We start from the raw sequence: 26,018 nt of genomic DNA, 5'->3' as shown, positions 1-26,018 counted from the left end.
TACCTTGGGATGGCCGACCACTCAATAGCGCAGGAAGTGAACTCTTTCATTGTAGCTAAAGATGGCTTTAGTTAAGTTTGGGTAAGTTTTACGAAGCAGGGGAAGTGCTACGTCGAAGTAGACCGTTTTTTCCCATCCTCAAAGACTTGCTCAGTCTGTCTCAATCGAGTTGGTAATTTGCCGTTGAATGTGCGGTCATGGCAGTGTCAAAGCTGTGAAACAAAGCATGACCGGGATGTCAACGCAGCGGTCAATATTCGAGATGAAGGACTCCGTATTTTAGCGTTAGGAACTAGCGCTACTGCCAAGGTCGGGAAGGTAAGTCCAAAGTCCCGAAGGCGTAAGTCATCCGTTTCTAAGGCACTACCCGTCGAAGTTGGAAGCTCCGCCCTCAACGACCGAAGCGCTCAGGGCGCGTAGGAAGTAGGGCGGGGTAGTTCACTGTTAAGTTTTCGCAGGCTGACAACAAGTTTCTCAACTTGACAGCTATTACTTGCTAGGGACACTAAAACCCCGGTTGCTGCATAGATTTCTCCCCAGCCAAATGTCTTATTTTGAAGCTAGAAATCCCTTTTTTTGCCCAGGTGTTGCTGAATGCAGCTTGATTTACGAAAATTTTCAGACGGAATTAGCATCAGACGATCTACAATGTAAGGCTAATGAAGTGCAATTTTTCCAAGACTAGCGATCGGCAGAAATTTCAGTACCGTTCGGAATTTTAAGTTTTGTAATCAAAAATTGCACCCATTAAATCAAGCTTTGAAGTTCGATGAGTCCAAGCACCAATCTATGAAACGCTCTTTCGCAGGTAAGACAGATACAGGGCTGGTTCGTTCCGTAAATCAGGATTCGTACCACATAGACCCTGACGGGCGATTTTTCATAGTGGCCGACGGCATGGGAGGACACGCGGGAGGTCAAGAAGCCAGTCGGATTGCGACTGGGGCGATTCAATCTTATTTGCTCGAACATTGGGAAGGGCCTGAAGATTCTCCCCTGTTGTTGTCCAAGGCTTTGTTAATTGCCAATCAAGCAATTTTGACCGATCAGCTCGAACATCCCGAGCGTGCTGATATGGGGACTACGGCTGTGGTTCTGATCTTTAGGGATGAGGGCAGACCTTGGTGCGCTAATATCGGGGACTCTCGCTTGTATCGGCTGCACGGATCTCATTTGGATCAGATTACTGAAGACCAGACTTGGGTGGCTCAGGCTGTCAAAAGAAAGGCCCTGACTCCGGATCAGGCTCGCAGTCATCCTTGGCGTCACGTTTTGTCCCAGTGTTTGGGCCGCGACGATTTGCACGAGATAGATATTCTGCCGGTGGACGTAAAGCCCGGGGATCGCTTGCTGCTGTGCAGCGACGGCTTGACTGAGGAACTTTCCGATCCTTTGATTGCTTCGCCTCTGAAGTCGATTCGCGCTTGCGAGGGCGCTGCAACTGCTTTGATTGAAGCCGCCAAGGATAAAGGGGGACGGGACAATATTACTGTGGTGATCGTGACGATCGACCTCAAATAATATCCTCGTGCCTTCGCATACCTAAAAATCTCCCAATCTCCGAATCAAAAAATCTCAAATCTAAAATTTAAAATCGAATGGTTCGCGTTATCGGTTTGATGAGTGGCACGTCGGTGGATGGCATTGATGCTGCTTTAGTGGATGTGGTCGGTTCCCAAGCAGACTTAAAAGTGCAGTTGGTTGCCGGCAAGACTTTCCCTTATCCTGCTACTTTGCGATCGCAAATTCTCTCAGTTTGCAGTGGTTCCGCGTTATCTATGGCTGAGTTCGCTCAATTAGATGATGCGATCGCCCAAGAATTTGCCAATGCCGCCTTGACAATTCAAACAGAATATGATAAAGCGGAATTAATCGGCTCTCACGGTCAAACTGTCTACCACCGACCCCCAGGGAATATGGAAAACAGTAGTTTTTCTGCTGCACCTAGCCCCGGCTCAGACATGGGTTACAGCTTGCAACTCGGGCGGGGCGCGCTCATCGCGCAATTGACAGGCATTACAACTGTGAGCAATTTTCGATCGGCAGACATTGCAGCAGGAGGTCAAGGAGCACCCTTAGTCCCAATAGTTGATGCCTGCCTGCTTGCTGAACCCAACCGCAACCTCTGCATCCAAAATCTCGGCGGAATTGGCAATTTTACTTATCTTCCTGCCAGGAGAGATAAAGAATTGGCTGACAAGTCTGCGGTTTCTCCTCTGGGCGAGGGTATCTTGGGTTGGGATACCGGGCCGGCAAATTCGCTGTTAGACTTGGCAGTGCAGCACTTCTGTGACGGAACAAAAACTTGTGACGAAGGTGGAGCTTGGGCGGCAAGTGGCACTCCCTGTCAAGCTTTAGTAGAGAATTGGCTACAGCAAGATTTTTTCATCCAAGCACCGCCCAAATCTACAGGGCGAGAGTTATTTGGTGTAGACTATTTTAACCGTTGTTTGGTCGAGGCTCAAGGTTACAACCTCAGTCCTGCTGATGTGCTGGCTACTTTGACGGAACTGACTGTTGCTTCGATCGTTCACAGTTACCAAACTTTTTTGCCGCAGATGCCCGATCGAGTTTTATTGTGCGGGGGCGGCAGCCACAATCTCTACTTAAAACGCCGATTGCAAGCACAATTGCATCCAGTGCAAGTGTTGACTACTTCTGAGGCAGGCTTGAGTGTAGATTTTAAAGAGGCGATCGCTTTCGCGGTTTTAGCCGCCTGGCGGGTTCGGGGTATTCCCGGCAATCTGCCTCAAGTTACTGGTGCTTGCGCGCCGGTTCTGTTAGGAGAAATTAACTCTTGTTGGCACAGTTGGGCATGATAGCATAGAGTCTGAGGGACAACGGCTGTGCGTTGTTGCACCAGCATTGTAGCCAGCAGGAAAAGCATAGGAACAGCACTGTGGCTCACACGTTTTTAATGGAATCTGGCCAATGGACGCTCGAAGGAAGTTGGATTGAGCGCAATGGCGTGCCAATTACGGTAAAAGGCAAAACTTTAGTGAGCTGGAACCGAACAGATTGGTTCAGTATGGTGACGAAGCTCGTGTTTCCAGGAGGCGATCGCGAAGAGATTATTTTGCAGTACCGAGGACACCTCAACAACGATGAGCGGCAGTATACTTTTGTACTCCAACACAGCGAACTCGGCCGAGTCGAGGGCGAAGGTTGGATTGCTCCCCAGTCGATCGTCCAACGTTACTGGGTACTCGGAGATGAACGCCAGCGGCGGACGGGTTTTGATACCCTCCACCGCGTTGATGAAAATCGCTACTACCAATCTAGTGGCATCATGTCTGGTCATTACTTGACGAGTACAATGGAGGCAACTCTGGAACGTCAGTCGGAATAACTCTTTCTAGAGTTACAAGTTGCCAGTTATGGGACTTGAGTAGAAAATTAAAGTTTAGCTGGTCGGATATCGCCTTGTGATGTCCGACTTGCTCAATTCTTCCTCAAAGCCACCCGCTGCAACTTGAGAGGGCTAGCAGCGATTCGGGCGCTATTGATATCCTGCTCCCACAATCGCTTACTCTAAAAGTAGACACCGCAAATCTGACTTTACAGGATATTAAGAGCTGTAGTGAAGTGTTAAGCTCGCCATATCAAACAATTTCCCTTTCTGGAAATTACATAATTATTTGTGGCTTTAATTTATTGTATAAAAAAATATAGATATTGTCGAAAAATTTATAATTTTTGAGAGGCGGAGCGATAAATTCTTGTTGCTCTGTGCTGCGATCGTCGATCGGACTATTACGGAGACTTGATCCCAACTTTTAGTAGAATCAAAAGACAATAAAGTGCGAGTTTGTCTAGACCCGAGGATGAGTTCTCGATAGGTTGCTAAAAATTGTTTCTACCAAATGCCTCTAACCTGATAAATTCATCCGTATATCAGTGTCGAGCTCTGAGGATATTCTGCTTTATACCTTTGAGTGACGCCCCATCACCCCCAACTCCTTTCCGCCTGAGGGAAGAGAGTAAGAGACGGAGGTCGCCGACTGCGACTCTAGGCTACTCAACGCCTGGATTGGGTTCTAGACCCCAATGGTGTTTGAGAAAATGGCGGTACATGGTTTCGCGCAACATCATTTGCTCGTAAAGCTTGACCAAAAACTCCTGAGCTTGCTCGCGGCTCATGTCACTTACCTGTGTTTTGAAGGAACACAGGCTAAATTGCTGCTCCAAAGACAATTCTGCTGGTTGGCTCATGACTTTGACTCCTGTAGTAAGTAAAAGTGACTTGACAGTGAAACCTGGATTAACCAGATTTGTAAGTTGTTTCTGTAAGTTGCTTCAGCGATCGGCTCTTGGTTTCAGGATGTCCCGCAAGCCTATCTCGCTTTAGTATATTACAAAAGGTAACAATAATTTGACAAAATTACCATCTTTCCTAAGAAATAACTTAACCATAGAGATGGCAAGATGTCCGCAAAAGTTCCTTCCGCAGACTTATACCACTCTATCTACTTGTCAAGAGAAAAAAGGCTCAGTATGAACCAAAATAATTGCAGCGATTTATACCAACTCGCGCGGAAATTCTCTCTGGCTGAGGGGGAGAGCGGGTGCTGACGGGTGTAGGTTTTTTGGTAAAAGCCTTATCCCATAAGAGTTTGAGATTTTAAGAGGCAAAAGCCCAAAACTTTTGCACTGTCTAGATTTGCTGGGTTTTGCCAGGGGAAAACCTACACCTGTCAGGAGATCGGGTGAGGGGAGATGGGGAGACTGGGAGAATCTATATTTCTCTCTTCTCCCTTACCTTCTTCCTTGTATTCGTTAAATCGGCTACATCTGTTAAATCCCGCACACTGCTTCCAAACTTGGAAGCGTTCTTACTAATTTGAGGGAGGGACATTCGGCGGTGGAGTAGCAGCTCCGGGCCTGGAATTGGGGGCAATGGGTGCGGGCGAAACGGGAGGAATTCCCAGATTTCCCCCAGAGTTGCTCGGCTGCTGTCCCGGTGCTGGAAGAGGAGATTGAAACTGATTGGGATTGAACTGCTGCTGCCCCGGAGCCGGAAGAGGAGATTGAAACCGATTCGGATTGAGCTGTTGTTGCCCAGGAGCTACGGGAGACGGCAGGGGTTGAGGGTAATTGCCCGAAGGTGCCGCAGGAATCCCCGAATTGGGAAGCGACGGATTATTCGGCTGGGCAGAGGGAGCCGAACTAGGAAGAGTTGCTAGAGCTACTCGATCGCCCCCTACCTCTCGCAATTTGTCTAAAACCTCCACAACTTTGGCGTATTTAGCATTTTGAGGAGCGTACAACACCGTCAAGCCGGCAGGATTTGTGCTGTGGAAACTCTTTAAAACTCGATCGAGCTGCTGGTAATTAACAGGCAATTGGTCGATATAAGTTTGCCCGAAATCGTCAATGCTGACAATCAGCATCTCTCGCATCTGCGTTTGTCCAGTCTTCGCCTTCGGCAAATCGACATTAATCGCTTGCTGGCGAGTCAGTTGCAAAGCCGCCACCAAAAAAAACGTCAGAATGCAAAAGATCACGTCAATTAAAGGCACCAGTTCAATCCGAGCCTCTTCAGCAGGAGTATCTAAGTGAATCTTCATCAGTTGTTCTTTGTTCTAATTATTAGAAGGTGAATCTTCAGCCGGATCGGAACCTTTCAATTTCGGCTCCCTGAGACGTTCTCCCGATGATTCTTGAGAATTGAGAGAACGCCTGTTCAAACCATCGGAACCAAAGGAAGAATTGTTGTGATCTGTACCGGGCGATCGACCTTTAGCATTAGCAGTCGGCCAATATTGTCTGTAGAGCAATTCCATTTCATTTCCAGCTTTGCGAAATATTTTGGCTTGGTTGAACAAAAAAGCTTGAAATATCCGATAAAACGCCAAGGTAAAAATTGCTACTACCATCCCACTCGCAGTCGTGATCAGCGCCTCGCTAATCCCCAAAGTCACGCCAGTGGTTGCCGCCGTACCGATGTCGCCCAGACGGATGGAACTGAGGGAGTTAATCAAGCCCAAAACTGTTCCCAGCAAGCCCAGCAAAGGGGCGAGAGCGATCGTCGCTTCTAAGATTTTGTCCCCGCGGCGCATCGAAGCCAACTCTTCATCGGCGGCTGCTTCGAGGGCGAGTCGAAATAAATCTGGTTCGGGATTGTACAGGCGCAGGGGTGCAGAAAGAAATCGCCCGATCGGCTGTCGGTTGGCTTGTCTGGCAATCTCGTTAGCCGCCCCCCAATCGCTCCGCGCCGCGTCGAGAATCCGGTTAACTATCTGCTTCTCTTTGCTCAAGAGGCTTGCCCAGAACCACAAGCGCTCGATAATTGTACTTACAGATAGAATCGATAACACCAACAGGGGCCACATGGCGGGGCCGCCTTTTTGAAACAGTTCTTGAATATTCACAATATTTTTGCTCCTGCATTACCCGCTAACTTTTGCTTCTGTTCTACTTTTTTTTACAAATCTAAGGCCATTTAATTTTAGCGATTAATGTACTCAGGACTTACGCACTCGCCACTAAAGAAACCGGGTCTTGCAGTCCAAGGCCTCGGGTGGCAAAGAAGTATCTTACTCGATCGAATCCCGTTGCTGAGTAAGTCTTGGTAATATTGTCAGACTCCTCGCGGGCGATCGGCGGCGACTACTTCCTCAGAAATCCTCTAAATCTTCTTGACACATATCTTGCAGCGACTGGTGTTGCAGGCGGCGGTTCGTGCGGCGATATTTTTTAGTTTGCAGTTTCGGTTCATACTGCTGTGTACCGTCGGACTTGGTTTGCTGCTTCAAACTGGATTCGGCGCTGCTGGAGTTTTGCAGAGCTTGTTGGCGGACGATCGCCTCTTCCATAAAATTCAAATAATACTGGTAGCGCTCCCAATCTCCCCGCACCACACAGTTAGGCTCATCGCGGTGCGAACAGTCGCTAAACTGGCAGCTACCCAAAGCCAGCCTCTGACGAGCTTCTGGGAAATATTCAGCTAACTCCGACGGATCGGATTCGAGAGCCGGCTGATTAAAGCCCGGAGTATCCGCCAGCAATCCGCCGTCGGGAAGTTCAAATAGTTCGACGTGGCGAGTTGTGTGGCGCCCGCGGCCGAGTTTGCCAGAAACAGCGTTCACTCGCAGGTTCAGCGCCGGAACCAGTTGGTTGATCAAGCTGGACTTGCCGACGCCAGAAGGGCCACAAATTATCGTTATTTTGTCTTGGGTGTGGCTGTGGAGAAAGTTCGGCAAGGGATTTTGTACGGAATTTAACGGAGCTAACGGATGAGCCGAATTTGCTAGTAGGGGGTTCTCCTCAGAAGGCAACAGAGAACCATCTATTTTGTCCGATAAATTCTGGGAAGTTACTTTTTCGACATAAACTTTATTTTGAAAATTTGTGGCAACTTCCTGCACTCCTAAACCGCTGCGAACGCTAATAAACATTGGTTCGTAGCCCCAACGTGAAAGCCGATCGCGCCACTGTTCCAACTCCTCGGCTCTCACCAAATCGCATTTGTTCAGGCACAAACTCACCTCTAAACCTGTAGATTCTGCCTTGACTAAAAACCGAGTTAATGAGGCGGGGTCTAAATCGGGTTCGGCGAGGGCAAAAACGAGGAGAATGCGATCGGCATTAGCGACAGGCGGGCGGTTGAGTTCTGTGCGGCGGGGGAAGACTTCTGAAATTGCACCCCGGCGGTCAGTCCAGTCCGGTTCGTCTACCACCACGCGATCGCCCACCATCACCTGTTGACCAATTTTTTTGAGTCGAGTGCGGCGAGTGCACAGGAGAGTGGGAGCATCCGCCAGGGCTATATTCTCGTGAATCCCGGCTGCTGGATCTAGCCTGACTCGGTAGAAGTTAGCCTGAACAGCCACGACTGTACCGACGAGAGAGGACAAATTCAGGCTCATCCGGCTTCCTGGAGTTCTGGGCGCTGCACTTTCATGGCAAAAAAGCCAGACTCCGACTCATCCGCCATAAATTGCGTTTCGAGAATTTGATAGCCTTCCATTTTCAGACTATCAGGCACTTGTTCGATCGGCTCCCCAGCATCCAGCCACACTTCCAAAACAGCACCAGGTGGCATTTGTTCCAAGCGCAATTTAGTGCGGACAAAATTCAGAGGACACGGAGTCCCCCGCAGATCGATTTTGGCATCTGGGGATTTGGGATTTTCAATTGTGGATGTTGAATTCATAATGCGTTTTAGATTCTCAAATTTCCCATCTCAATTCTTGAAAGCCTTATTTTATCGTGAACAAATTGACGAATAATTATTCTACCGCCGATTTTTGACACCAATTGGTGTCATTTTTTTGAGGACTATTCCCACAAATTGCCCAACAATTATTCTACGACCGATTTTTGACACCAATCACAAATTGCCCAACAATTATTCTACGACCGATTTTTGACACCAATTGGTGTCATTTTTTTGAGGACTATTCCCACAAATTGCCCAACAATTATTCTACCTGTACAAAATGAGCGCAATTGCGCTGACTTTTTTGACAGAGAATTAAACAAATTGCCGAACAATTATTCTACCTGGGCAAAATGAGACCAATTGGTCTCATTTTTTTGATAGAGAATTTAAAAAATTGCCACGGAATCATCAAACAGGAAAATTTGACACCCATGGGTGTCAAAAAATTGCTTATTTCTGAAACAAATTGCCCAGAAATCCTTCCAAGCCGCCTTTACCAGTACGATCGCCCTTCAGCTTAGCAAGCTGCATCAGCAACTCCCGTTCCTCAGCCGTCACCTTAGTCGGAATATCAATAGACACCGCAATCAAATGGTCGCCGCGACTGACTGGATTGCCCAACTTAGGCACTCCTTTTTTCTCCAGAGTCAGAACAGTATTCGCCTGAGTTCCCGTAGGAATCAACAATTCCGTCGGCCCATCTACAGTTTCCACTTCCAATCGGCAGCCCAAAATTGCTTGCAAATAACTAATCTTCACTTCCGAATTAACGTTAATGCCGTCCCGCTTAAATAACGGGTCTTCATTCACAGCCAAAAACACGTAAAGATCCCCCGGCGGCCCGCCCAACTTGCCAGCATCCCCTTCATTGGAAACGCGCAAACGAGTACCGTTATCTACCCCGGCTGGAATAGTGATTTTCAGCTTTTTCATCACTTCTTTCTGACCGCGGCCGCCACAAGTTTCGCACTTGTCCTCAATTACTTGCCCGGTGCCGTTGCAGGTGGGGCAAACAGAAACTTGAGTAAAGCTGCCGAAAGGCGTGCGGGTAGCGCGTCGGACTTGACCGCTGCCGGTACAAGTCGAACAGGTTTGAGGTCTGGTTCCCGGCTTGGCGCCAGTTCCGGTACAAGTTTCGCAGGTTTCTAGGTGCTTGATGCGGAGTTCTTTTTCCCCACCAAACACAGCTTCGCGAAACTCTAGCCGCAAGTCGAGGCGCAAATCATCTCCGCGCACGGGGCCACTGCGTCTGCGACCTTGCTGTTGGGCGCCCGCCCCTCCTTGAAAACCCTGAAAGAAGCTTTCAAAGATGTCAGCAAAGCTGTCGCCGAAGTCTTGGAACCCAGGCGCGCCTGCACCACTGACACCTTGTTCGCCAAAGCGATCGAAACGGGCGCGGGTTTCCGGTTCCGATAGTACCTCGTAGGCACGGTTAATTTCTTTAAACCGCTCCTCAGCTCCAGATTCTTTGTTGACATCTGGATGGTACTTGCGAGCTAGGCGGCGGTAAGCACGCTTAATTTCCTCTTTGTCTGCACTGCGAGAAACGCCTAATATTTCATAGTAATCACCGGCCATAAAGCTGCTTGCCTGGAGGTAAATAACAAAAAGTGTACGAAAAATAAACGGGCGACCTTTCCTGAAATTACCAATTAAAAATTAAAAATTCTCATTGTTAATTGTTAATTGTTAATTTTTAATTTTTAGCTTTTCAGTTCTAAAGGAAAGGATTCATCTCATCAACTTCAGGTTCGGGAACCTTCGGTTTGGGTTCCGGTTGTGGTTCCGGCTGTCGCTTGGACTGTCGTTCCGGTTTGGGTTCCGGTTTGGGTTCCGGCTGTCGCTTGGACTGTCGTTCCGGTTTGGGTTCCGGTTTGGGTTCCGGTTGTGGCGGAGCTTGTGGCGGAGCTTGGGGCGCCACCAGCAGCTCTTCTGTCAGGAAAAGGCTGTCGTCGGTAGCTGCAACCTCTTCTAGTTCTGACATCATCTCGCTTTCAACCTCTGGCGAGGAGTGGGCTACCCCGCTGCGGGCTTGCTCGTAGACTGCTGTCCCGAGGGAGTATAGCAGTTGCTTGAAAGCTTCGATTTGCTCGGTGAGTTCCTCAACATTGATGTCGGGGTTAGCCATCGCGGCCTTCAAAGCTGTTGCTGCTGATTCGGCTGCGACTTTGAGGTCGTCGCTGAGCAATTGCGCGTTGGTTTTCAAAGTGACACCACAATTATAGACCAGGGTGTCGGCTTGATTTTTGAGTTCGACTACTTGAGCGCGCTTGATGTCCTCGTCGGCGTAAAGTTCGGCTTCTTGCCGCATCCGCTCGACTTCGGTTTCGCTCAAGCCTCCTGTATTGGAAATTTGGATGCTTTGTTCTTTGCCGGTTCCCTTGTCTTCAGCGGCAACTTTGAGAATGCCGTTGGCATCGATTTCAAAGGTAACTTCGATTTGAGGTACGCCGCGGGGGGCTGCGGGAATGCCTTTGAGCAGGAATTTGCCGAGACTTTTGTTGTCTTTTACCAATGCGCGCTCGCCTTGGAGGACGTGAATTTCTACGGAGGTTTGTCCGTCAGCAGCCGTGCTGTACATTTGCGATCGACTGGTGGGGATGGTTGTATTGCGATCGATTACTTTGGTAAACACACCGCCCAAAGTTTCGAGTCCCAGGGAAAGCGGCGTCACGTCTAGCAACAGCAAATCTTTGACTTCACCGCCCAACACCCCGGCTTGAATTGCCGCACCTACGGCTACAGCTTCGTCGGGATTCACCGATTTATCGGGAGACGCGCCCCCAAAATACTTACTAATTGCCTCTTGAACTGCCGGAATTCGGGTTGAGCCTCCGACTAAAATAATCCTGTCTATATCTTTCGGGGTAAGACTTGCGTCTTTGAGGGCTTGAGTCACCGGATCGATCGTCGCCTGCACCAAATGACCCACCAGTTTTTCAAACTGAGCCTTCGAGAGATCCATTTCCAAATGCTTCGGCCCTTTAGCATCAGAGGAGATGAACGGCAAATTAATGGATGTGGATTGCGAGAGAGAGAGTTCAATTTTCGCCTTTTCCGCAGCTTCTCGGAGGCGCTGCAATGCCATTTTGTCTGTTGAGAGGTCGCTACCTTCTTGAGTTCGGAAAACTTCTACCAGCCACTGAACTATGCAGTTATCAAAGTCATCTCCTCCGAGATGGTTGTTACCTGCGGTGGCGTTGACTTCAAAAATTCCGTCTCCCAATTGCAGGATCGAAACGTCGAAAGTACCGCCGCCGAGGTCAAAGACCAAGATTTTCTGTTCGATATTTTGCTTGTCGAGCCCGTAGGAAAGGGCGGCCGCCGTCGGTTCGTTGACGATCCGCAGGACTTCTAAACCCGCGATCGTACCGGCGTCTTTAGTCGCTTGGCGCTGGGCGTCTGTAAAGTATGCCGGCACAGTAATCACGGCTTGGGTAACAGTTTGTCCCAAATAAGCTTCAGCATCTTGCTTGAGCTTTTGGAGTACCATTGCCGAGATTTCTTGGGGGGTGTGAACTTTGTTCCGAATTTGGACGTTAACGGTGTCGTCTTTGCCTTTGATGCAGGTATAGGGAGTGCGGGATCGTTCTTCTTCCGTGTCGTCCCACCTGCGCCCGATAAATCGTTTGATGCTGTAAACAGTATTTACAGCATTAGTTACAGCTTGCCGCTTGGCTAGTTGACCGACTAAGCGATCGCCCGCCTTGCCAAATCCTACGATGCTCGGAGTTGTGCGGCCGCCCTCGGAATTGGCGATCACGACGGGTTTACCGCCCTCCAATACAGCTACGCAACTGTTGGTCGTGCCTAAGTCAATTCCAATAATTTTTCCCATAGCGCCTCATAAAACTTTGTGGGATGTTTGGAAACTTCCAACTACAAGTTGGGGTATAAAAAACGACTAAGCTTGTTTTAACAAGCATCACTGACTGGATTTGTAGGAAACAAACTTGATATTTTAATGCAAGATCGCAGACTCATTAAAACATTGTTCAGAATTTGTTGAGAAAGCGCTGACCTGCTTTTAGTCCTGAATTAAGAAGTTGGTGAGTTTGCCACCTTCGTGCCCCCGAATTCTCTTCGGGGGTCCGTGCAGGGCGAGGAATGCAGTAGCTTTTGTCCGATTAACTTTCCGAACTATCGGGATTTTCATCTGAGGCTACCACAGATATCCCAGGCGCTGCAACTTTCACTTTGGCGTGGCGCAAGACACGATCGCCCAGAATGTAGCCGCGTTCTAGTTCTTGGATGATTGTTCCTTCCTCGTGTTCGTCTGTGGGCTCGCTGAGGAGAGCTTCGTGGAGGTTGGGGTCAAACTGTTCGCCTTCAGGGCGCATCGGAGAAACCCCAATTTGCTTGAGACCATCTACCATTTGCTTGTAAACGCTTTGGTAGCTTTTGTGAATGTTCATTTCGCCGTCGTTTTGCGGCTTAATGTGCGATCGAGCGCGCTCGAAATTGTCGATTACCGGCAACAGGGGCTTGATCGTGAGACACCTTGCCTGTAAATCTAACTCTTCTTTTTCCTTTTGGGTGCGCCTGCGGAAGTTTTCAAAATCTGCTGCTAGGCGGAGATTTTGATTTTTTAGGTCTTCTAGTTGAGCTGATGTGGCTTGCAACTGAGTTTTTAAAGCCTCTTTTTCATCTCTTATCGAAGCGAGTTCCCTCTTCCATGATTCAGCCGCGTCTGCTGTCGGGCTGTTGGTGGAATTGCCGGTGACAGGATCTCCGGATGCGTTTGCTCCCTTGCGATCGCCCTCGGCGCTTTGATAAGCTTGAGCAAGTTCGAGTTCCCAATCGGCTGCTTCGTTAGAGTTTGCTGGTGCCGGCGGAGTTTCGCTTGCCATTGGTGAACCCTCTGGGGTTTCCCCAGTTGAGTTAGGATCTAGATCTTGCTGTTTTTCCTCGTCAATCATAAAAGCTGCGCGACAGAACCCTATCAATTCTAGCAGATACACTTAACACGGTAAATGTACAGAACTATAATTTACTGTGTATGGCACTATCTGATTCATAGGAAAGCTCCGGTCTCTGTGCAGGAATCTCTCAAAGCTTGCAATATTTTATGGAAATGACATCTCGATCTCTAGTTCTAGTAAGACCGTAGTTAGCGCTAACACAACGTTTCTTGTATCGCAATTTGGGAATAACACCCTCGCATTGATAGCAAGTTTAGAAGGATATTAAGCAGTTAGATTTCCTGAAAATAATTGAGCTGTTGATGGCTGATACTTCAATATTTGCGGCAAAACACAGTTAATTAAAGTTAATTTATATGGCTGTTTTATTCGCAGATAGAGGCTTGTATTTTACAATTGAGTGCGTTTAAAAACAGGGAGGTGTCCTCGATTATTGGGGAGTAAAATGAGAAACATTAGCTGGTATTGGATACCGGCCACTCGGTAGATACGATTGATCTCTAATTTGCCAATAGGCAAAATTGATGAACTGTCAACCTTTCCTCACAAAGGTTAGGACACCAGAGAGAATTAGATGAATATTGGCAGGGAAAAAACTAGAGCTGCTCAAAATCTGGGCGATCGAAATCTGCGATCGGGCGATCGCCCGCAACCCGATCGCAGATAATTAATCAAAATATATCTCACTAGACCGATCGATGGCTTTCGTCAAAGCTATCATCATCAAAGCTCGCACAGCCGATCTTTAAGGTAGTACAGAGAACCGCGCTACCACGGGCGCTGTAATTTGACCAAACAATTTGCGAATATACAATGATCGTGGAAAGGCGACAGACCTCAGGATCAATCCCCAAGTGATGTGCCATGAGGCTATAACGAGAGTATCTCGCAGGTCGATCGGGTCAGTAAGCAACTTAGCACTCAACAAACAAAATTTGATTGCAAGCATCGACCAATCCCTCCAACGTCTCATCAATTTGTGGACGAAAATGAGAGGAGACTACGAGCTTACACTTGACATATAGGGATAGAGCACAAATATGATAGCTCATCCACAAGCAAAAGATACGGGGGTTTTAACCCCGCGTTGGTTTTCCTCTCAGCACTTTCTGTGACTGAGTTTCCCACAAGAATGAGTGTTTTTTATGACTAACACATCCCAGGGGTCTCCTCGCACATCGATAGTTGCTATCAGCGTTTTGCCTCCGGCTCTCAACAAGATGATTCAGTCGGGTTACGTCAACGGCGACCAAGTGAAACAAGCTCAACTTGAAAGCCGGAAGTCGGGTAAGCGGTTGACGGAGGTATTAGAAGCACTTACCGGGCAGCCGTTACCTCCTGAATTGCTGCGGCTTTACAAGAAGCAGCAGATGTTTGAACGGAAGATTGTCTACGGGGTTGAAGCGTATGACCCGGAGATGAGCGAAATGTCGAACGAGCAACTCGGAATTATGCTCGATGGGTTGAAAATTTCGATCGACATTTGTCACCAAGGTCGCTTTTTACCAGTAGCGAAGACTGAAACCGAGCCTCAGGCTGTTTTAGTGGCAATGGTAGATCCCGACAACCTCAACGCCATAGAAGATTTGCGGCGGATTTTACAGCCTCACGGCTTGGCTTTGCAGCGACGGGTGATTACGCCAGACGACTACCAGGACATCACTTCGGCATATCAAGACGACCAAGTTAAGGTAGCCGCCAAAATAGCAGAAGCCGATAAGCAGAGAAAGCTGGAGTTAGGGGAGGGAGATTTTGGCGAACTCTCATTAGAAGAGGAGAGTGCTGACCAAGAAGACCTAGCTAACACCATAGACGATGCTGAGGCTGCTCCGGTAATTAAGGCTGTCAATATCATTTTGGCTAAAGCTTTGTCGGAAAAGGTGTCGGACATCCACGTAGAACCTCAAGAAGAGTTTATGCGGATACGGATGCGGAAAGATGGGGTGCTGCAAGAGTATTTCCGGTTTCCGAAACAGGTAGTGCAATCGATTACGGCTCGTTTCAAGATTATTGCCAACTTGGACATTGCCGAACGCCGACAAGCTCAAGATGGTCGTATCCGCCGGGTGTTTGAGGGACGCACGGTAGATTTCCGGGTAAATAGCTTGCCTTCCCGGTACGGCGAAAAAATCGTGCTGCGGATTTTGGACAGTTCCAGCACTCAGTTGGGTTTGGGTTTGTTGATCTCGGATCAAGAAACTCTGGCTTTGGTGCGAGAGACTGCTAGCCGTCCGTTCGGACTGATTTTGGTGACGGGGCCTACGGGTTCGGGTAAGTCAACTTCTCTGTACTCGATTCTGGCGGAACGCAACGATCCGGGGGTTAATATCAGTACGGCGGAAGACCCGATCGAATATGCTTTGCCGGGAATTACCCAATGTCAAGTAATTCGGGAAAAAGACTTGACTTTTTCCAACCTGCTGCGGGCGTTTTTGCGGCAAGATCCTGACGTGATTTTGGTGGGGGAAACGCGGGACAGGGAAACGGCAAAAACTGCTCTCGAAGCTGCTTTGACGGGACACTTAGTGCTGACTACGCTGCACACTAATGACGCGGCTGGGGCGATCGCGCGTTTGGACGAAATGGGCGTAGAACCGTTCATGGTTTCAGCCGCTCTGTTGGGCGTGTTGGCTCAGCGTCTGATGCGGCGCGTTTGCGACAAATGCTGCATTCCTTACCAGCCTACTGCGGCCGAACTCGGTCGCTACGGTCTGTCGGCTTCTCAAGAAATCGATCTGACTATTAACAAAGCCAACACCATACCGGTGGAGGAAAGGAAAGGACTCGCAGAACGCGATCAACTTTGTCGGAAGTGCAGCGGCCTAGGCTACAAAGGACGGGTAGGCGTTTACGAGTTCCTGAAAAATACTGAGCGGCTGCAAACTCTGATCACTCAAGGGGCTCCCACAGAGCAACTTAAGGAAGCAGCGGTAGAAGAAGGGATGAAAACGTTGTTGGCTTACAGCTTGCAGTTGGTGCGGGAAGGGGCGACTACCTTTGAGGAAGTCGAGCGGGTGACCTTTACTGACTCCGGGTTGGAGGCGGAACTGAAAGCCAAACGCAAGCAGGGACTTACCTGCAAAACTTGTCGGGCGGAATTGAAGCCGGAGATGCTGGATTGTCCGTACTGCTTGACGCCGCGCTTTTTGGATTGATTCATCCGTCATCCGTCATTCGTCATTAGTCATTAGTCATCCGTCATCCGTCATTAGTCATTAGTGATTAGTCAGTAGAAAAACAACTGTCAACTGTCAACTGTCAACTGTCAACTGTATCTGAGCTAAATTGGTCAATAACTATCAACTAGATTGAGAAGAGGTATCTATGGGTCTGATGATTGAAGACGTATTGGAGTCCCTGGTAGAGCAAGGGGGTTCGGACATACACATCCAAGCAGGCGCGCCTATCTTCTTCCGCGTCAGCGGGAAACTAACTCCTCAGTCGCAATACGGCGACATTCTGTCTGCTGAGGAAGTGCAGATTCTGATCTTCCAAATGCTCAACAATATGCAGCGCAAGCAGTTGGAAATGGAGTGGGAACTCGACTGCGCTTACGGGGTGAAGGGATTGGCTCGGTTCCGGGTGAATGTGTACCGGGAGCGGGGTGCTTGGGCTGCTTGTATGCGGGCTCTGGCTTCTAAGATTCCTAACGCAGATGCTTTGGGCGTGCCGCAGATTTTGCGGGATCTGACGGAAAGACCCAGGGGTATGCTGTTGGTGACGGGACAAACGGGTTCCGGGAAAACTACTACGATGGCGGCTTTGTTGGATCTGGTCAACCGGACGCGGGCTGAACACATTCTGACGGTTGAAGACCCGATCGAATATGTGTTTCCGAATGTCAAGAGTTTGTTTCACCAGCGTCAAAAGGGGGAAGATACTAAGAGCTTTGCTAATGCGCTGAAAGCAGCCCTGCGGGAAGATCCTGATGTGATTCTGGTGGGAGAAATGCGGGACTTGGAAACGATCGGTCTGGCAATTTCGGCGGCAGAAACGGGTCACATGGTGATGGGAACGCTGCACACTAATTCGGCTGCTGCTACGATCGATCGGATTTTGGACGTATTCCCGCCCATTCAACAACCCCAGGTTCGCGCCCAAGTGTCTAACTCTTTAGTCGGAATTTGCAGCCAAAATTTGGTTGTGAAAGTTGGGGGCGGCCGCTGCTGCGCTATGGAAATCATGGTGAATACTCCAGCTATGGCTAACTTGATCCGGGAGGGCAAAACTCCTATGATTTACTCCCAAATCCAAATGGGGGCAAAATTGGGCATGAGGACGATGGAAATGGCCCTCGCTGAACTTTACAAGGGCGGTAAAATCACTTGGGAATCGGCAATGGCCAAGGCTTCTAAGGCTGACGAACTCGAACGCTTGATCGGCCCGGCACCTGTTGGTACAGGCAAGGTAGGGGCTCATTAATTGAGTCAGTCAGTCCATTTTAGATTTTAGATTTTAGATTTTAGATTTAATTGCAGCGCAGTGAATCTGGGAGCTTGAATTACGATCTAAAATTGGGGGATCGACTCTCATGAGTGTTGGGGACTTGTACCTGTTTTGGGGCGAAGCAATCAGTTATTGGTCAGCAGTCCGCAGAAATGACCAATCACTAATGACTAATGACTGATTGCCAATGACTAATGACTTTTAATAATTTTCCAGAGGCAATCTATGGCTACAAATGTTATTAATCCAAAACCAAAAACAGGCTTCGATCTCAGTAGGATTCAGGAGCAATTTGAGTATAGCCTTAGCAGTCTTACTGTTAAGGATATGGCGATTTTTGCTCGTCAGTTTGCGGCTATGTTTAATGCCGGGGTGGCGATCGTGAGATGCCTTTCCGTGCTGCACGAACAGTGCTCTAATGCTAAGTTGAAACGAGCACTCAGGAGCATGAATGCTGACGTGCAAGAGGGGATAAACTTGGCAGAGGCGATGGCTAAGTTTCCTGATGTTTTTGACCAACTGTTTATCAGTATGGTGGCGGCGGGAGAGGTCGGCGGTGTGCTAGATGAAACCCTCGACCGTCTGGCGGTGATGATGGAAAAAAATCACAAGACGGAGGCTGAAATTAAATCTGCGATGTCTTATCCGAAGACTGTGTTTTTCATCGCGATTGTGATTTTTTTCGCAATGACGATTTTTTTGCTACCAACTTTCGCAAAAATCTTTAAGGATATTGGTGCAGACTTGCCTGCTTTTACGGTGTTTATGTTGGGGATTAGCGCATTTTGTACGGCTTGGCCTCCGATCCAACAACTGACAGTTATTGGGGTAATTATAGCGCTAAAATTTGCCTTTGATATGTACTACAAAACTCCAGTAGGTCACCTCCAAATCGATAGAATTGCGATGAAGTTGCCAATTTTTGGAGATTTGATTGAAAAATCGGCGGTGGCGAGGTTTTGCGTCATCTTTGGCTCGCTGACGCGATCGGGTGTGCCGATTCTTAGCTCTTTGGAAATTGTGCGAGATGTGGCGGGAAATCAGGCGATCTCAAATGCGATCGAATATGCAAGGCAGGAAATTCAAAGCGGTGGCATGATCAGTATTGCTTTGCAAGAACAAGCTGTTTTTCCCTCCTTGGCAATTCAAATGATGGCAATTGGCGAGGAGACTGGGGAACTTGACAAGATGCTGATGAAAGTTGGCGCTTTTTACGAAACCGAAGTCGAAGAAGCAGTCAAGGGACTTACCAGTATGCTAGAACCTCTGATGATTGTTGTGGTCGGTGGTATCGTAGGTTCGATTTTGCTGTCGATGTATCTGCCGATGTTCTCAGTGTTTCAGAAGCTGTAGACAATTGACAGTTGACAGTTGACAGTTGACAGTTGTTAGTTGTCAGTTGACAGTTGTCAGTTGTCCGTTGACAGTTGACTCTTGTCAGTTGGCAGTTGACAGTTGTTATTTGTTATTTAAGAGTTGTCATTAGCTTTGTTTGAGTTGTTAATAATGTTCAGTCAGTGATATGGCCTTGGCTAATCTTTGAATAACCAATGACCAATTGTTGCCAAGTAATGAATAACCAATTGCCAATTACCAATTACAAATTGCCAATTACAAATTGCCAATAACCAACGACAATTGACCAATGACTAATGACCAATGACTAATGACCAATGACTAATGACCAATGACTAATGACCAATGACTAATGACTAATGACTAATGACCAATGACTAATGACTAATAACTAATGACTAATTAATTGATTTAAAATGTCTGTAAAACAATCACATTACGAGGCTTTACTAGCACAGTACAGCGAATTTTCGGCAGCGATCGCCCTGCTGAAAAAATATCGGCTGTACATGGAGATGATTCCGAGTATCCGCCGCGCTAACGAAAGCTTAATTACCATTCCTTTGCCAATTGTGCGCTTGCGGGAGGGGGTTTCCTATGCGGGTAGGGGGGGGACTAGCATCTCTCCGGGACAGGCGGCTTGTTTGCCCTGCGATTTGGCGATTTTGATGTGCGATCCAGAGTGGAAAGTTAAAATTGGGGTGGAAATTTTGGTTTTTATTCACCGCCCTGGTGAAGATTTTTCGGATTTGTTGGGCCGCTGGCGGCAGTGTCAGGTTTGGTTGGATAAAACTTACGAGTGGGTGATGCCTTACCGCTACAGACATATTTTTAGCGATGAGGCTGAGGCTGTTCATCCGCTATTTGTTTTGTTTGAGGAAACTAGCGATCGCATTCAGCGCGGTTTGATGGCGGCGGGGTTGCCGTTTGTTGTTGAAAGTTTTGACTCGGGGATTGAGGAATTGGAGGATGAAGAGTTTCTCGGTAGCCCAGAATTGGGGAGTATGGGTGAAGAGAGTTATGAGTTGTAGGCGGTGGTGCGATCGAGAATGAGGTCTGTCTTGTAATGGTAATGGTAATTGGTAATGGGTAATCAGTAGACGAGCAATTGCATAAATATTTGATTGATAAATCAACCGCAGATGCAAGGCAGATCAACACAGATTAACGCAGATACATTTCTTGATTGGAAAGCTTAGGAGTGCAAGAGGTATAGTGTGTTCTATTTTGTTTGGTAAATTAAATTTAATTTAAAGATATAATTAACCGCAGAGAACGCAGAGGGCGCAGAGGAGAGAGAAAGAGGAAATTATAATTTTATTTAGATGAGTAGTATTTTTTATTAAACAGGAGCTATTGAGATGAGGTTGTTAAAATCCTGGCGTTTAGTTTTATTAGCTCTAGTTTTTGGGATGGCTGTAATTGTCTCAAATTGCGGCACTCCTGCAAATATTAGCAATAATTCTCCAACTGCGACAACTCCTGCGGCTGTTCCACCAGGGGCTTTAGTCTACGGTGCTGGCGGGCCGCCGGTGAATCTGGAACCGGGAAATGTTACTGATGGTAATTCGGTGATTGCGATCGACCAAATCTACAATCGCTTGACTGATTCTAAACCGGGTACTGTGGAACTCGCACCCAGTCTCGCTACTGAATGGTCGAGCTCTACAGATGGCAAAACTTGGACTTTTAAGTTGCGATCCGGGGTGAAGTTTCACGACGGGACGGATTTTGACGCGGATGCTGTTAAGTTTAATGTCGATCGCTGGTGGGATGCCAAAAATCCTCACGGGTATCGAGATTCGGGCAAAACTTATCAGATTTGGAAGAACTTTTTTGCTGGGTTTAAGGGCGATAAAGATTCCCTGGTCAAGGATGTGACCGTTGTTGATAAGTCTACGATTAGGTTTGTGTTAAATCGACCTTTTGCGGCTTTTCCTTCGGCGATTGGGTCGGGTTATTTTGGGATTGCGAGTCCGGCGGCGGTGAAGAAAGCGGGTGCTAAATACGGCACTCCGGGGTCGCTGGCGGTGGGTACGGGGCCTTTTGTGTTTAAGGAATGGATCTCGGGCGATCGCATTATCTTAGAGAAAAATCCGAATTATTGGAAAGCTGGAACGCCGAAAGTCAATCAATTGGTAATTCGTTTTGTTGACGATCCGGCGGCGAGATTGGCTCAATTGAGGGCTGGTCAACTTGATTTTACTGTGGATTTAACGCCGGATCAATTGAAAGAGGTGCAAGCGGATGCTAATTTGGAAACTGTTTTGCGCCCTTCTTTTAATGTGGGTTATTTAGCCTTAAATCCGGGTTACGCGCCTTTGGCGAAACCGGAGGTAAGACGGGCGATCGCCCAAACAATTAACAAGCAAGCAATAGTCAAAGCTTTCTGGGGAGAACTCGGAAAATATGACTCGCAATTTATCCCGCCTTCCCTGAATTGGGCGGAGTCTGACAAAGTTAAAGATTACGAATTTAACCCGCAGCAAGCTAAAGCAATGCTGGCGAAGGCCGGTTATCCGAACGGTTTTGATTTGGATTTGTGGTATATGCCCGTCAGCCGTCCCTATTTTCCCACGCCGAAGCCGATCGCTGAGGCTTTTGCGGCGGATTTAAGCGCGATCGGGATTCGGGTAAAGTTGCTGACAAAGGATTGGTCTGCTTATTTGGCCGATCGGCTAAAACCTCCGGGCTTTCAAGCTTTTATGATGGGTTGGACTGGGGATTATGGCGATCCTGACAATTTTTATTATCCTCACTTCGGGCCTGGTTCGACGGCGGATTTGGGAAATTGGAAAAATCCGAAGGTTTTGGAACTTTTGGATCGGGGGAGGGCGAGTGGGGATAAAGCAGCTAGAGGGAAAATTTATGCGGAAGTTAGCGAGATTTTGCATGGGGAGGCGGTGCGTTTGCCGATCGTACATTCGCAGCCACTTTTAGGGAAACGCAAGAATATTAAAGGTTGGATTCCGAGTCCTTTGGGTTCGGAGTCTTTTGAGGATGTGAGTAAGTCTTGAAAAATGCTGCATAGATTCAGACGTACGGTTGAAACCGCGTCTACACAAACAAAACCCGCCTCCGCGGGTTGAAGAAAATAAGGCAGAGAAAAATTTCGCAAAACACGATATCATCAGTTGCGAATTACTACTTATAAAAATGGCTAAATATATTGTTAAACGTTTGCTGGCAATATTACCAGTTCTGTTCGGAATCACGCTGCTGGTATTTGCTTTTTTGCACCTGATACCGGGAGATCCGGCGACTGTGCTTTTGGGAGAACGGGGAACTCCCGAACAGGTGGAAATATTGAAGGCTAGATTGGGCTTGAATCAGCCTTTACCTTGGCAATATTTGGCTTTTTTAAGTAGTTTGATTCGATTCGATTTAGGACATAGTATTATTAGCGGTATTCCGATTGTTGATGAAATCAGAAGTCGCTGGCCTGCTACTTTGGAACTGTCGGTGGCGGCGATGTTGGTGGCACTTATAATCGGAATTCCGGCGGGAATTTTGGCTGCTGTTCGGAAAAATAGCTGGCTGGACAATCTGACGATGAGCGGTTCTTTGATTGGCGTATCTTTACCAGTCTATTGGTTGGGATTGATGTTGATTTATTTGTTTGCTGTTTACCTGAAATGGCTGCCTCCTAGCGGGCGAATTAGTGTAGATTTGGGGTTTGGTTTTAAGCCAATTACGGGTATTTATGTTTTGGATGCTTTGCTGAGGTGGGATTTGGTGGCTTTGCGGGATGCGATCGCCCATTTAATCCTCCCAGCCTTAACTTTAGGAACAATCCCCTTGGCGATAATCGCTCGGATTACTCGTGCTGCGATGCTGGAAGTGCTGGCACAAGATTACATCCGCACGGCGCGGGCTAAGGGTTTGCCGGAATTTTGGGTGGTTTTGAGACACGCTTTGAAAAATGCGTTTTTGCCGATCGTCACAACTATAGGTTTGCAGTTCGGCACGCTTTTGGGTGGCGCGATTTTGACTGAAACAATTTTCTCGTGGCCGGGAATTGGTTCCTGGATTTACAGCGGGATTCTGACGCGGGATTACCCAATTGTGCAAGGAGGAGTAATCTTTGTGGCTGTGAGTTTTGTGCTGATCAATCTGGCGGTTGATATTTCCTATGCTTTTTTTGACCCGAGAATTCAGTACCGTTAATTAGAAGGGAAGTTCTACAGAAAATGCTTGTTTAACATCCGGCTGTAGCAGGTAGTAAATGCTAGCAATGGCAAAACCCAGAGATAGAAAATTAACTGCTGCACCTGCGCTACCCAACATTTTGGCAATTTGCGTGACGACGGCGATAACATGGATAATTAATGTTCCAGTCCAAGCCCATTTTTTTAGTTGAAGCAAACCCCATGCTAAGACTAGGGAAATAATTCCGATAATTATCGCGATTCCAGCAAAAATTGCAATGAAGCCGCCGATGACAGTGCCAACTTTTGCGCCGAATCCAACTGCGCCGAGACCGCCTAAAACGCCTGCAAATAGTAAGATGAACAAGCCGTCAAGCAGACTGAAGATGCCACTAATTAACTGTAAGATTGCCAGAACTGTAACGCTTTGAGGACGATTCATGTTGAAGCTTTTCCATTTTCAACGGATTTGCAAAATATTTTAACCTGTTGCGCGCACAGGGCACATAGATATTCACGACTTGGACAGGGTACGATCGACAAACGGGTTTATGAGAGTCAGCGTCTTCATACTGTGTAGTTACCGGGCGCGCACTGTGCGATCGCCCTACAAGACAAGCCACGACGTAGTGGAAGCCGATCGCCCACGCGGCAGATCCCGCCTCCGCAGAAAGTCAGTTGAGTGCGATCGAAGTTTGAGCTCGCCTCTTGAGACTGAAAAAACTTAACATTATTTAATAAGTTGCAAAGATTAGCTATAATTGTTTACAGGTGCTGGTTGGGGAACTTTTTTTAAATCACCCGATCGGATGAGTCTGAAAGACGATGCCGCGCATCAGAAAAAATTTTACCTTTAAGGTAATCCTGAGATTTAATTAGGTGAGTCGGTATGATCGTTAGCCCCAAAAAGGAAACTGCTCAGGTCAAGGTGGAAGATACTCAAATTGTAGACACCAAGGCCCCAGAGACTGAAATTGCAGATAAAAAACCCGCCCAAAAGCAGTCACCGAAGAAAACCGCGCGGAAGATGCCGCGGTGGGCGATCGGTTTGGTTGCAGCCGGGTTGCTAGCTGTACCGACTACCATATATATATCAAAAAGTCGATCGCAGCCGAAAGTAGATGCGATCGCAGCGATGACAGTGCCGGTGGAAGCGGAAAACCTGACGGTGCGGATCACGTCTAGCGGGACGGTACAACCCGTACAGCGCGTGAATCTCAGCCCTAAAGGCTCCGGTCGGATCGCAGAGTTATTTGTCGAACAGGGCGATCGCGTCGAAGCAGGACAAATCGTGGCCCGCATGGAAAGCCGCGATGTGGAAGCTCAACTCGCTCAAGCTAAAGCCCGCGAAGCCAGCATTCGAGCGAAACTCGCGAAAATTGAAGCCGGAAATCGATCGGAAGACATCGCCAGCGCCCGCGCGCGTTTAGAGCAAGCCCAGGCTAGTCTGGCGCAACTCCAAGCCGGCAGCCGCGTCGAAGAAGTTGCAGGAGCCAGAGCTCGCTTGGAGCAAACTCAAGCCCGCTTACAGCAACTCAAAGCCGGCAGCCGCGTGGAAGAAGTCAGCCAAGGGCGAGCTCGTTTAGCCCAAGCTCAAGCCCGTTTAGCAGACGCTCAAACTGGCAGTGTCAAACAAGAAATTGCCCAAGCACAAACGCAAATTGAATCGAGTAAAGCTCAAGCCGAACTAGCAGCTCAGCGGGTGGAACGCAACCGCCCGTTAGTCCAAGAAGGTGCTCTTGCTCAAGATAAACTGGATGAACTGATTAAGGAAAATCGCACTGCCAAAGCTAAGGTAACAGAAGCCCAAAAACGCTTGCAACAACTGCAAGAAAGTCGGGAGTCGCAAATTCAGCAACTCCAAGCTGCTGTGGAAGTCGAGCAGCAAGCATTGAAGCAGTTGCAAAACGGCACGCGATCGGAAGAAATTACCAAAGCCGAGGCAGAAGTTGCTGAAGCTAGAAGTAAATTAGCACAAACAGAAAACGGCAACCGTCCAGAAGAAATCGCCAAAGCCGAAGCAGCAGTTGCTGAAGCCAAAAGTCAATTAGCCGCCCAAGAAAACGGCGCTCGCCCGGAAGAAATAGCTTCGGCTAAAGCTGATTTAGCTGAAGCTGAAGCTCAAGTCCGCTTTCAAGAAGTGCAGTTAGAAGATACAAAAGTTCGCGCTCCTTTTGCGGGAGTTATTACCCAACGGTATGCCATCCAAGGAGCTTTTGTAACCCCAGCAACTTCGGCTTCGGAAGCGACTTCGGCAACTTCAACATCGATCGTGGCTCTCGCTAGAGATGTGGAAGTTTTGGCGAAAGTGCCCGAGGCTGATATCAGCCAAATCAAACCGGGTCAAGTGGTGGAAATAGTCGCCGATGCTTATCCCGATAAAGTGTTTAAAGGCAAGGTTAAATTGATTGCGCCCGAAGCTGTGAAAGAACGGGATGTAACGCTGTTTCAAGTGCGCGTCGCCATTGACACTGGCAAGGATTTCTTGCAGTCGGGGATGAATGTAGATTTGAGATTTGTCGGTCAAAAACTGAGCAATGCTTTGGTTGTTCCGACTGTGGCGATTGTGACGAATAAGGGTCAAACCGGTGTGCTGGTTCCCGATGAGAAACAGCAGCCGAAGTTTAAGCCTGTGACGGTGGGATCGACTATTGGTAACAAGATTCAGATTTTAGAGGGTGCTAAGGCGGGCGATCGGGTTTTTACTGAACTTCCTGCTGGTAAAAAGTTGGAGGATATTATTAAGACTCAGAAGTAGAGGAAGTTGGGCAACAAAGGTACGTTGTTGCGCTTAAGCGCTCTTTCCTAATCTTATAAAGAGCGCTGAAGCGCAACTACATACCTAAGAGTTAACTTTTTTTTAAATAAAGGTACGTTGTTGCGCTTGAGCGCTCTTTCATATATCTGTAAAGAGCGCTGAAGCGCAACTACATACCTAAGAGTTAACTTTTTTTTAAATAAAGGTACGTTGTTCCCCTTGAG

General features: G+C 47.9%; 20 protein-coding genes and 1 pseudogene. 12 read left to right on the top strand and 9 right to left on the bottom strand.

Going from position 1 to position 26,018, the window contains the following annotated elements; translation table 11 throughout:
- Positions 1 to 96: 96 nt before the first annotated feature.
- The 4 genes and pseudogenes from JGK16_RS11590 to JGK16_RS11575 all read left to right on the top strand — a co-directional run.
- Positions 97 to 420: pseudogene (locus tag JGK16_RS11590) on the top strand (zinc ribbon domain-containing protein); the annotation flags it as partial.
- A 369-nt stretch (positions 421 to 789) separates the two neighbouring features.
- Positions 790 to 1,521, top strand: a complete 732-nt coding sequence (locus JGK16_RS11585; protein WP_293177062.1) for a PP2C family serine/threonine-protein phosphatase — start codon at positions 790 to 792, stop codon at positions 1,519 to 1,521.
- 77 nt (positions 1,522 to 1,598) lie between these two features.
- The gene (locus JGK16_RS11580) at positions 1,599 to 2,819 is read left to right on the top strand and encodes an anhydro-N-acetylmuramic acid kinase (protein ID WP_293190568.1); all 1,221 of its coding nucleotides are present in this window, start codon (positions 1,599 to 1,601) and stop codon (positions 2,817 to 2,819) included.
- 80 nt (positions 2,820 to 2,899) lie between these two features.
- Positions 2,900 to 3,349 (top strand): hypothetical protein, encoded by a 450-nt coding sequence (locus JGK16_RS11575; protein WP_293177066.1) that lies wholly within the window; start codon positions 2,900 to 2,902, stop codon positions 3,347 to 3,349.
- A 665-nt stretch (positions 3,350 to 4,014) separates the two neighbouring features.
- On the opposite strand, the gene JGK16_RS11570 is transcribed toward JGK16_RS11575, so the two are convergent.
- From JGK16_RS11570 to grpE, 8 genes are all read right to left on the bottom strand, one after another.
- Positions 4,015 to 4,212, bottom strand: coding sequence for an NblA/ycf18 family protein (locus tag JGK16_RS11570; RefSeq protein WP_006635253.1), 198 nt, complete (start codon positions 4,210 to 4,212; stop codon positions 4,015 to 4,017).
- Positions 4,213 to 4,835: 623 nt separating this feature from the next.
- Positions 4,836 to 5,567 (bottom strand): biopolymer transporter ExbD, encoded by a 732-nt coding sequence (locus tag JGK16_RS11565; protein ID WP_293177078.1) that lies wholly within the window; start codon positions 5,565 to 5,567, stop codon positions 4,836 to 4,838.
- A gap of 15 nt (positions 5,568 to 5,582) precedes the next feature.
- The gene (locus tag JGK16_RS11560; protein WP_293177080.1) at positions 5,583 to 6,371 is read right to left on the bottom strand and encodes a MotA/TolQ/ExbB proton channel family protein; all 789 of its coding nucleotides are present in this window, start codon (positions 6,369 to 6,371) and stop codon (positions 5,583 to 5,585) included.
- Positions 6,372 to 6,617: 246 nt separating this feature from the next.
- Positions 6,618 to 7,868: a ribosome small subunit-dependent GTPase A gene (gene rsgA, locus JGK16_RS11555; RefSeq protein ID WP_293177082.1), complete on the bottom strand. Its 1,251-nt coding sequence runs from the start codon at positions 7,866 to 7,868 to the stop codon at positions 6,618 to 6,620.
- Positions 7,865 to 8,155: a sulfurtransferase TusA family protein gene (locus JGK16_RS11550; RefSeq protein WP_293177084.1), complete on the bottom strand. Its 291-nt coding sequence runs from the start codon at positions 8,153 to 8,155 to the stop codon at positions 7,865 to 7,867. The genes rsgA and JGK16_RS11550 overlap by 4 nt, the downstream gene beginning before the upstream one ends.
- A 459-nt stretch (positions 8,156 to 8,614) precedes the next feature.
- Entirely contained in the window at positions 8,615 to 9,742 is a 1,128-nt protein-coding gene (gene dnaJ / locus JGK16_RS11545; protein WP_293177088.1) for a molecular chaperone DnaJ, read from the bottom strand.
- A 139-nt stretch (positions 9,743 to 9,881) separates the two neighbouring features.
- Complete coding sequence (dnaK, locus tag JGK16_RS11540) at positions 9,882 to 12,002, bottom strand: molecular chaperone DnaK (protein WP_293190567.1); 2,121 nt, start codon at positions 12,000 to 12,002, stop codon at positions 9,882 to 9,884.
- Between the two features lie 289 nt (positions 12,003 to 12,291).
- Positions 12,292 to 13,083 carry a nucleotide exchange factor GrpE gene (gene grpE / locus JGK16_RS11535; protein ID WP_293177092.1) on the bottom strand — a complete coding sequence of 264 codons (792 nt, stop codon included), beginning with the start codon at positions 13,081 to 13,083 and terminating at the stop codon, positions 12,292 to 12,294.
- Positions 13,084 to 14,231: 1,148 nt separating this feature from the next.
- On the opposite strand from grpE, the gene JGK16_RS11530 reads away from it, so the two are divergent.
- The 6 genes from JGK16_RS11530 (at position 14,232) to JGK16_RS11505 (ending at position 23,055) form a co-directional block, all read left to right on the top strand.
- Positions 14,232 to 16,241 carry a GspE/PulE family protein gene (locus JGK16_RS11530; RefSeq protein ID WP_293177094.1) on the top strand — a complete coding sequence of 670 codons (2,010 nt, stop codon included), beginning with the start codon at positions 14,232 to 14,234 and terminating at the stop codon, positions 16,239 to 16,241.
- A 169-nt stretch (positions 16,242 to 16,410) separates the two neighbouring features.
- Positions 16,411 to 17,508 (top strand): type IV pilus twitching motility protein PilT, encoded by a 1,098-nt coding sequence (locus JGK16_RS11525; protein ID WP_293177096.1) that lies wholly within the window; start codon positions 16,411 to 16,413, stop codon positions 17,506 to 17,508.
- A gap of 249 nt (positions 17,509 to 17,757) precedes the next feature.
- Positions 17,758 to 18,885 (top strand): type II secretion system F family protein, encoded by a 1,128-nt coding sequence (locus tag JGK16_RS11520; protein WP_293177098.1) that lies wholly within the window; start codon positions 17,758 to 17,760, stop codon positions 18,883 to 18,885.
- Positions 18,886 to 19,304: 419 nt separating this feature from the next.
- Entirely contained in the window at positions 19,305 to 19,919 is a 615-nt protein-coding gene (locus JGK16_RS11515; protein WP_293190566.1) for a hypothetical protein, read from the top strand.
- Positions 19,920 to 20,249: 330 nt separating this feature from the next.
- The gene (locus JGK16_RS11510; RefSeq protein WP_293190565.1) at positions 20,250 to 21,905 is read left to right on the top strand and encodes an ABC transporter substrate-binding protein; all 1,656 of its coding nucleotides are present in this window, start codon (positions 20,250 to 20,252) and stop codon (positions 21,903 to 21,905) included.
- 139 nt (positions 21,906 to 22,044) lie between these two features.
- Positions 22,045 to 23,055, top strand: coding sequence for an ABC transporter permease (locus JGK16_RS11505; protein ID WP_293203089.1), 1,011 nt, complete (start codon positions 22,045 to 22,047; stop codon positions 23,053 to 23,055).
- Here JGK16_RS11505 and JGK16_RS11500 read toward each other — a convergent pair whose 3' ends face one another.
- Positions 23,056 to 23,478: a hypothetical protein gene (locus JGK16_RS11500; RefSeq protein ID WP_293177106.1), complete on the bottom strand. Its 423-nt coding sequence runs from the start codon at positions 23,476 to 23,478 to the stop codon at positions 23,056 to 23,058. It lies immediately after the preceding gene.
- Between the two features lie 109 nt (positions 23,479 to 23,587).
- Here JGK16_RS11500 and JGK16_RS11495 point away from each other — a divergent pair, with 109 nt between their 5' ends.
- Together JGK16_RS11495 and JGK16_RS11490 are read left to right on the top strand one after the other, a co-directional pair.
- Entirely contained in the window at positions 23,588 to 23,764 is a 177-nt protein-coding gene (locus JGK16_RS11495) for a hypothetical protein (protein WP_293203086.1), read from the top strand.
- A gap of 161 nt (positions 23,765 to 23,925) precedes the next feature.
- Entirely contained in the window at positions 23,926 to 25,794 is a 1,869-nt protein-coding gene (locus JGK16_RS11490; RefSeq protein ID WP_293177110.1) for an efflux RND transporter periplasmic adaptor subunit, read from the top strand.
- Positions 25,795 to 26,018: the final 224 nt, after the last annotated feature.

This window comes from Microcoleus sp. PH2017_09_SFU_O_A (genome assembly GCF_020738625.1).
In the GTDB taxonomy this organism is placed as follows: Bacteria; Cyanobacteriota; Cyanobacteriia; order Cyanobacteriales; family Microcoleaceae; genus Microcoleus.
The sequence above is the reverse complement of the archived record's forward strand: the minus strand, read 5'-3'. Positions and strand labels throughout refer to the sequence as shown.